The 8,738-nt window shown below is 75.9% G+C and carries 4 protein-coding genes; all 4 read left to right on the top strand.

Features of this window, described 5'->3' with window-relative positions; all coding sequences use genetic code 11:
- The first annotated feature begins 22 nt into the window (after positions 1 to 22).
- The 4 genes from ACFWUQ_RS22680 to ACFWUQ_RS22695 all read left to right on the top strand — a co-directional run bounded on the left by ACFWUQ_RS22680 (position 23) and on the right by ACFWUQ_RS22695 (position 8,659).
- On the top strand, positions 23 to 5,536 hold the full coding sequence (locus ACFWUQ_RS22680) for an SDR family oxidoreductase (RefSeq protein WP_384540864.1): 5,514 nt from the start codon (positions 23 to 25) through the stop codon (positions 5,534 to 5,536).
- A gap of 163 nt (positions 5,537 to 5,699) precedes the next feature.
- The gene (locus ACFWUQ_RS22685) at positions 5,700 to 7,196 is read left to right on the top strand and encodes an MFS transporter (protein ID WP_384540867.1); all 1,497 of its coding nucleotides are present in this window, start codon (positions 5,700 to 5,702) and stop codon (positions 7,194 to 7,196) included.
- A 33-nt stretch (positions 7,197 to 7,229) separates the two neighbouring features.
- Positions 7,230 to 7,829: an NADPH-dependent FMN reductase gene (locus tag ACFWUQ_RS22690; protein ID WP_384540870.1), complete on the top strand. Its 600-nt coding sequence runs from the start codon at positions 7,230 to 7,232 to the stop codon at positions 7,827 to 7,829.
- Positions 7,826 to 8,659, top strand: a complete 834-nt coding sequence (locus tag ACFWUQ_RS22695) for a thioesterase II family protein (RefSeq protein ID WP_384540873.1) — start codon at positions 7,826 to 7,828, stop codon at positions 8,657 to 8,659. The genes ACFWUQ_RS22690 and ACFWUQ_RS22695 overlap by 4 nt, the downstream gene beginning before the upstream one ends.
- Positions 8,660 to 8,738 lie beyond the last annotated feature (79 nt).

An 8,738-nucleotide genomic window follows, 5' to 3' on the forward strand; every position in this document is an offset into this window, starting at 1 on the left:
CCTACACCCCGGGAGCCTGAACATGTCCATCGCCTCTTCCAGCCGGCTCGTCCTGGTCACCGGCTCCGACCCCCGGCTCGCGGCCGCCCTCGCCGAGCCGCTCGCCGCGACGGGCGCGCACCTCGCCGCCACCCGCCCCGGCGAGCCGCTGCGCGACCGGCTCGCCGCGGCGCTGGCGGAGCACGGCCGCGTCGACGCGGTCGTCGCCGTGACCGTACGCGAGGCACGCGAGAGCGACGGGCCCGCCGCCGAGGGGGACGGGCCCGCACCCGAGGGCGGCGGGGGGCCCGCCGCCGAGGGCGCGGCCCGCAGCGCGCTGGAGGAGGTCCGCGCCCGGCTGGCGGCCGGTCCGGACGCCTCGGCCCGGGTCACCGCCGTCTCGGTGCCCGCCGGCGGCCCCGTCGAAGCCGTCGCCCAACTCCTCGCGTTCCTGGTCTCGGACGCCGCCTCCGCGGTCGACGGGCAGATCCTCACCGTCGCGACGCCGCCCGCCCCGCGGCCGACCGCGGTCCCGCACCCGGCCGTCGCCGACGACGACGCCGTGGTCGTCGTCGGCATGGGCATCGCCGTGCCCGGAGCCAGCTCGCCCGAACAGTTCTGGCAGCTCCTGCAGGGCGGCGAACCGGTCTTCCGGGAGCCCGGCGACCGCTTCGACCTGAACACCATGTGGTCCGACGACCGGTCCGCGGAGGACCGCACGTACTCGCGTGTCGCCGGCTTCATGTACGGCTTCGAACCCCATCCCCGGCTGCGCGAGGAGATCGCCTCGGGGGCCTTCGACAGCGAGGAGTTCAGCGCCCGGTGGCTGCGCCACGCCCTCCTCCAGGCCACCGACGGCGTCACCATCCGCCCCGAGGACCGGCAGCTGCTCGCCGTCGGCCTCACCCCGGACGGCAGCCAGCACCTGGAGCAGGCCCTCGTCACCGCCGGCGTGCGCGGCATCTTCGCCGACGCGGCCGAGCCCCTGCCGGACGGCCTCGACGCGCTGTACCCGCTGGCCACCGACAGCCCCGAGAACCTGCTGCCGTACCGGATCGCCCGTACCGCGGCCCACGACCTGCCCGAGTCGGCCGAGATCGTCGTCGTCGACACCGCCTGCTCCTCCTCGCTCTACACCATCGACCTCGGCGCGCGGGCCCTGCGCGCCGGGGAGACGGACGTGGCGCTGTGCGGCGGCGCCCTCGCGCTCCAGGCGCAGAGCCTGGTGCTCTTCTCCAAGCTGCGCGGGCTGTCCCAGTCTGGCTCCGTGCGCGCCCTGGACCAGGGCGCGGACGGGGTGCTGTTCAGCGACGGGGCGGCCGTACTGACCCTGAAGACGTACGCGCGGGCGGTGGCCGACGGGGACGAGATCCTCGGTTTCGTCGCGGGCTTCGGCGGCTCGTCCGACGGCCGGGGCAAGGCGATCTACGCGCCGAACGCCAACGGCCAGCGGCTCGCCCTGGACCGCGCCTGGTCGGCGGCGGACGCCGGCCCGGGGGACGTGGACTGGATCGTGGCCCACGCCACCGGTACGCCGACCGGCGACAGGACGGAAATGACCGCCCTGACCGAGAGCGCGGGCCCGGACAAGACCTGGACCATGACGTCCAACAAGTCGCTCGTGGGGCACTCCGGTTGGGCCGCCGGCGCGGTCTCGGCCGTGCACGCGCTGCTGGCCCTGCGCCACGGGGCCATCCCGGCGCAGCGGCGCTTCGACCGGCTGCCGGACGGATTCGACGGCCGGATCGACGTGCCGACGGCGCCGCAGCCGTGGCCGTCCCGGCCGGAGCGCCGCCGGATGGTGGGCGTCTCCGCCATGGGCTTCGGCGGCACCAACGGCCACCTGCTGCTCGCCGACGGCCCCGCGGGGGCCGGAACGTCTGCGGGCGCACCGGCCGCGACCGCGCCGGTGTCCGCGTCCGCGCCGGAGTCCGCGGGGGCCGAGGACCCGATCGTCGTGGTCGCCTCGGCCGCCCACCTGCCGGAACTGCCGGACCCGCAGCGCGTCGACGCGTGGCTCGCCGGCGGTGCGCCGACCTGGCCCGCCTCCTTCGGGGACTCCTATCCGCTGCCCTCGCCGGTCGAGGCCCGGCTCGCACCCTCGGCGCTCGCGGCCATGGACCGCGGCCAGCTGATGGCGCTGCGCTGCGCCGACATGATCGCGGGGGACTGGACCAAGGACACGGAACTGGCCGCGCGCACCGGCGTGTTCGTCGGCCACACCGGTCCGACCCGCTCGGCCATGGGCTACGACCTGCGCTGCTACCTCGCCGATCTCGAAGCCAAGTTCACCGGCCCGGCCGGACTCCCCGCGACCCTCCTCGGTGACCCGGTGCGGGCGATGGTCCCGCGCAGCAACGAGGACTCGTACCCCGGCCTGATGCCCAACGTCATCGCCGCCCGCGTGGTCCAGCGCCTCGACCTGCACGGCCCGAACATGACCCTCGACGCGGGCCCCGACTCCGTGCACTCCGCGCTGGCCACCGCCCTGCGCTACCTGCGGGACGGGGAGCTCGACCTGGCCGTCGTCATGGGGGTCAACACCCTCACCCCCCACCTGGGGAGCCCCGACGGCCGGGAACCGGCCGAGGCCGCCATCGGCTTCGTCCTCACGCGCCGCTCCACCGCCGAGGCGCGCGGCATGGACATCCTGGGCACGCTCGCCCTCGCCCCGGCCCGCCCCGCCACCGACGGCCGGGCCGCCGCGGCCCCCGCGCCGGCCGCGGCGGACGGCCGCGACTACCGCGGCGCGCAGGGCGCGGTCGCGCTCCTGCACGCGCTGCGCGCACCCCGGGGGCGTACGCTGCTCCACCCCTCGGCGGACGCCCACACGCCCGGACTGCTGGTCACCACCGGTACGCCCGCGGCCGACCCGGAGCCGTCCCGGACCGCGGACCCCGCCTCCGCCCGCGCGGCCGACCGTACGCCGGGCCACGCGCCCGCACCCGCCCCCGGACCCGCACCCGCCGCCGGACCCGCACCCGCCGCCGTACCCGCACCCGCACCCGCCGCCGTACCCGCGCCCGCCGCCGTGCCCGCGGCCGGCCGCGCCGCCGGACTCGCCGCCGACTCCGAGCGGCACGCGCTCGTGCTGCGCCCCGTACCGGGACGCCCCGTGCGCCCCGCCGTCGAGGCGGTCCCCGCCGGGAGCCTGGTGCTGACCGACGATCCGCAGACCCTGGCCTGCGTCCCGCTCCCGGCCGACGTCCTGGTCGTGACCCACGGGCCCGCGCCGCTGGCCGCCCCCGTGCCCTTCCCGGTGACCTACCTCGACGACGCGTCCGACCTGGCGCGGATCGTCGCCGAGGACGGACGCCGGTTCGCCCAGGTGCGCGTCGTGGTGAGCGGGCAGCGCTGGTGCGCCCCTGAACAGGTGGTCCCCCAGCGCGTCCTGGACCTCGACGACCTGGCGTTCGTCGCCGCGCAGGTCTGCGCCGAGGCACTCGACGACGGCGGCTGCTACGCGGTCCTGATGCTGGACGTGCTCGACGGAGCGACCCCGCTGCCCTACGCGGGCCTCTTCGGCGGGGTGGTGCGCAGCCTGCAGCAGGAGCTCACCGGCTGCCTCGTCTTCGCGCTCGGCACCGACCTGTGCGCCGCTGACGCGGGCCTGGAGCGGCTCGCCGAGGAATCGGCCTTCCACCGCTTCCTGCCCGTGGTGCACCTGGTGGCCGGCGAGCGGCGGGAGCAGCTCCTGCTGCCCGTCGAACCGCCCGCCCCCGGCGCCGGGACCGCCCTCCCCGAAAGCCCCGTGATCCTCGCGACCGGCGGCGCCCGCGGGCTGACCGCCCACCTGGTCCACGAGGTGGTCGCGGGCAGTTCACCGCGGGCCGTGTGGCTGCTGGGCACCGGCCCCGAACCCGACCCGGCCTCCGGTGAGCGGCCGGAGCCGGACCGCGCCCAAGCCCTGCGCGCCCTCATGGCACGCCACCCGGGCCGGCCCCTCGGCGAACTCAACCGGCTGTACGAGCGCTCCCTGCAGGACGCCGAACGCACCGAGACCCTCCGCGCACTGGAGAAGGCCGTCGGACCGGGGCGGGTCCACTACCGCCAGTGCGACGTCCTCGACGCGGACGCCGTGCGCCGGGTCGTCGACGAGGTGCTGGCGGCCGAGGGCCGGGTGGACGTGGTGCTGCACGGTGCCGGGCTGGCCCGTACCAGCATGCTCGCCCGCAAGAAGCTCGCCGACTTCCGGACCGTGCGCGATGTGAAGGTGCGCGGGTACGCCCACCTGCGGTCCGCCCTCGCCGACCGGCAGCCGCTGCTGTGGGCCAGCGTCTCGTCGGTGTCCGCGTTCACGCCGCTGCGCGGGGAGTTCGACTACGGCGCGGGCAACGAGTTCCTGATGCTGGCCGCCGCGCACGGCCGCGCGGTCGCCGGCCGCGACGAGGTGGCCCTCGCCTCCGGGCTGTGGGTGGAGTCCGGCATGGCCTCCGCGGACACCCCCGGCGGCGCGTTCCTGGCCCGCCAGGCCGAGATCGGGCAGCTCACCGACGCCCAGGGCCGCGAGTTCTTCCGTACCGAACTGGCCGGGCGCGGCAGCCACGGCCTGGCGACCACGTGGATCGGCGAGAACGACTGGACCACCCTCCAGCGCCGGGCGCCGGGCTTGCGCGACCTCTGCCTGGCCACGGCCGCCGCCGAGCCGCAGAGGCCGCGCCGGGCACCGCACCGCGCCGAACGGCGGGCGTTCTTGACCGGACGGCCCGAGACCGAGGGCGCCACGGCTGTGTGGAGCGTGGAGATCGGCCTCGCCGAGCACCCGTACCTGCTGGAGCACCTGGTCGACGGCCGGCCGACCGTGCCCGGCACCTTCATCCTGGAGCTGGCGGCGGAGGCGGCGGCCGAGCTCGCGCCCGGCCTGCTGCCGGCGCGGATCACCGATGTGGTCCTGTCGCAGTTCATCCGGGCCGCCCGCCACCGCTGGCCGCGCACGCTGCGCGTCACCGCCACCCGGGAGGGCGACCGGGTCCGGGTCCGGGTCACCAGCCCGGCCGCCGGCCCCGTGCCCGAGCGGGAGCACACCCGGATGGTGGTCCACCTCGCCCGGACGCTCCAGACCGGCCCCTGGTGCCCGCCCGCGCCCCCCGGCGGCGCGGCGGGTCCGAACACGTACGAACTGCCCGGGACGCCGGTGGAATTGAGCGGGGTGTTCCGTTCGCTGCGCGAACCCCGGCTGGAGCCCGACGGCGGCTCGGCCCAGCTGCGGCTCACCCTGCCGTCCGACGGCGGCCCGTACGCGCGGTTCCTGCTGCCGAGCATCACCCTGGACTGCCTGCTGCGGACCTCGGTGCTCGACGGGCGGAGCCCGGAGGGGGTCGGGGCCATGGTCCCGACGTCGCTGGGCGCCATCGACCTGTACACCGCGGCCAACGACGTCGAACTGGCCGAGGCCTGGCCGCGCGGACTGCGGCTGCGGCACTGGTACGACCCGGTCTCGGGGCGGCAGCAGTGCGCCGTGGTCACCCCCGACGGGCGGGCGCTGATCCAGGCGAGCGGCATCACCGGCACGGACCGGAACGTGTACGACGTGCGCTCCGGCTCGTGGCGCTCGTAGCGGGCGCGGTCCCCGGAGGAACGCGGCCCCAGGCACCCCCTCACTACCGATGAAAGTGGAGAGTTCCATGTCAACCCAAGCGGCGGCAGTCGAGCAGGACACGGCGGAGGACTTAGCGTCACGTCGGGCACGGCCGTGGACACTCGCGCTGGTCTGTGTCGCGATGTTCATGCTGATGCTCGACGTGTCCGTGGTCAACGTCGCCCTGCCCGACCTGCGCAGCTCCCTCAAGGCCGACTTCTCCGGCCTGCAGTGGGTGATCGACGCCTACACCCTCACCCTGGCCGCGTTCCTGGTCACCGGCGGATCACTGGCCGACCGCCTCGGCCGCAAACTGCTGTTCACCATCGGCTTCGGGATCTTCACCCTCGCCTCGCTGGCGGCGGGTCTGGCGCAGGACATCGTCCTGCTCAACATCGCGCGCGGCGTCCAGGGCGTCGGCGCGGCCGTGCTGTTCGCGGTGGGACCGGCGCTCATCGGCCACGAGTTCCGGGGCAAGGCCCGGGGCGCGGCCTTCGGGATCTTCGGCGCCGTCGCCGGTCTGGCGCTCGCCTGCGGGCCGCTGGTCGGCGGCTTCCTGACCGACAACCTCAGCTGGCGCTGGATCTTCCTGGTCAACGTGCCGATCGGGGTGATCGCCCTTGCGATCGGCGCGTTGCGGCTGAGGGAGTCGCGCAGCCCGCACGCGCACGGCATCGACTGGCTCGGCATGGCGGTCTTCGGCGCCGCGCTGACCCTGCTCATCCTCGGATTCGTCCGGGGCGAGGCCGAGGGCTGGAGCAGTACGCCCATCCTTGCCATGTTCACCGGCGCCGTCGTGCTGCTCATCGCCTTCGTCGTCATCGAACGCCGCCTCGGCGAGGCGGCCATGCTCGACCTGTCCCTGCTGCGCATCCCCACCTTCGCCGGGGTGTGCGCGGCGACCTTCCTCTCCAACGCGACCACGCTGGCCGCCGTCTTCCTGCAGATCTCGTACATGCAGAACGTCCTCGGCCTCTCGCCGTGGGACACCGGCCTGCGGTTCCTGCCGATGATGGTCACGATGTTCCTGATCGCCGCCGCGTCCGGGAACCTGGTCAACAACATCGCGCCCGGCCTGCTGCTGGGGGTGTCCCTCGCGCTGTGCGCGATCGGCATGGGGCTGATCGCCCTGGTCGAGCCGGACAGCTCCTGGACGGCCCTGCTGCCGAGCCTGATCGTCACCGGCATCGGCATGGGCCTGTTCAACCCGCCGCGCGCCGCCGTCACCATCGGCGTGGTCGCCCCGGAGAAGGGCGGCATGGCCTCCGGCATGGGGGAGACCTTCCAGCAGGTCGGGGTCGCGGTGGGCATCGCCGCGTTCGGCGCGCTGTTCCACCACAAGGTCGTCGCGGACTTCGCGGCGTCCCAGGCGGGCGCGGCGCTGGGCGACGCGGCGCACACCACCGGCCAGAGCGTCGCCACCGGCGGCGTCGCGGCGCTGGAGCAGGGGAGTCCGGGCGGGGCGGCGGCGGAGGTCGTCGAGGCGGCGCGGGCCGCCTTCGTGAGCGGACTCACCGACGTCATGCTGCTGTGCGCCGCGGCGTGCGGGGTCGGGGCGGTCATCGCCTTCGTCCTCATCCGGCGGCGCGACCTGCACGAGAGCGCGGTGGGCGGCGACGAACAGCCCGCCTCGGCCTGATCCACCAGTACGGCACGCACGCGGGGGGAACGCATGGACCGGACCGTCAAGGTCGTCGGAATCGGAGGGTCGACCCGCCCGGGCTCGACCGCGGAGCAGGCGCTGCGCGTCGCCCTGGGCGCCGCCCGGCGCCTGGGCGCCGAGGTGACGCTGATCGGCGGCGCCGAGCTCGGCATGCCGATGTACGACCCGAAGGGGGGTGTCCGGTCGGCGCGGGCGCGCCGGCTCGTCACCGAGATCTCGGCCGCCGACGGCCTGGTCCTGGCGAGCCCGGCCTACCACGGCACGATCTCCGGGCTGGTCAAGAACGCCCTCGACCACGTCGAGGACCTGCGGACCGACACCCGCCCCTACTTCAGCGGGCGGGCCGTCGGCTGCGTCGCCGTCGGCCAGGGCTGGCAGGGCGCGGTGGCCACCCTCGGCGCCCTGCGGGACGTGGTGCACGCCCTGCGGGGCTGGCCCACCCCGCTGGGTGTCGCCCTCGGCGACGGGAGCACGGGCTTCCACCCCGACGGCCGCTGCACCGACCCGCACCTCCAGGGCCGCCTGACGGCCCTGGGGGAGCAGGTGGTGGAGTTCGCCCTCATGCGCGCCACCCCGCCGGCCCGCGAGCCGCGGGAGGCCACCCGATGACCGTGGCTGCCACCGCCCCGGCGGCGGGTACCGCCCCGGCTCGCACCGACGGGCGCCCCGGGGCGCTGAGCGTGCCCCGTCCCGTGCCCGGCGCCTCGCTGCGGCTGTTCCTCTTCCACCACGCCGGCGGCTCACCGCTGCTCTACCGGGACTGGGAGAAGGAGTTCCCGCCGGACTGGGAGGTCTGCCTGCTCACCGCACCCGGCCGGGGGCGGCTGCGCGGCAGCCCGCCCCTGGGCACGGTCGACGAGCTGGTGGCCTTCTTCCACGAGGAGCTCGGGCCCTGGCTGGACCGCCCGTACGCCTTCTTCGGGCACAGCATGGGCGCCATCGTGGCCCAGGAGCTCACCCGGCTCCTGGCCCGGCGGGGGGAGCGCGGCCCGCTGTGGCTCGGGCTCTCCTCCTGCGGCGTCCCCGCGCCCCCGGCGGACCGCCCGTCCGGCGGCCGCCACCTGCTCACCGACGACGGGCTGCGCGACTGGCTGCGCCAGGTCGGCGGCACCCCGCTGGAGCTCCTCGACGAACCCGCCGTGTGGCGGCACTTCGCGCCCGTGTTCCGCAGCGACTTCCAGCTCGTCGACACCTGGGAGCCGGACCCGGGCGCCCCGCCGCTCGCGGTGCCCCTCACCGTATTCGGCGGGGAGAGCGACATGGTCGTCACCCGCCACCGCCTGGCCGCCTGGGCCGAGCGCGCCCCGCACTTCCGGGGCCTGTACCTCTACGGCGGCGGGCACTTCTACCTCCGCGAGCACCAGCGGTCCCTCACCCGGCGCATCACCGCCGCGGTGATCGCGGCGCGCCGTGCGGCGCGGCTACCGGACCGCGGTTGACCCGGACGGGGACCCGGACGGGGACAGGCACGGGGACGGGGACAGGCACGGGGACGCCCCGGCGCGCACCGCGCCGGGG

The organism is Streptomyces sp. NPDC058662 (genome assembly GCF_042716255.1).
Taxonomy (GTDB): Bacteria; Actinomycetota; Actinomycetes; order Streptomycetales; family Streptomycetaceae; genus Streptomyces.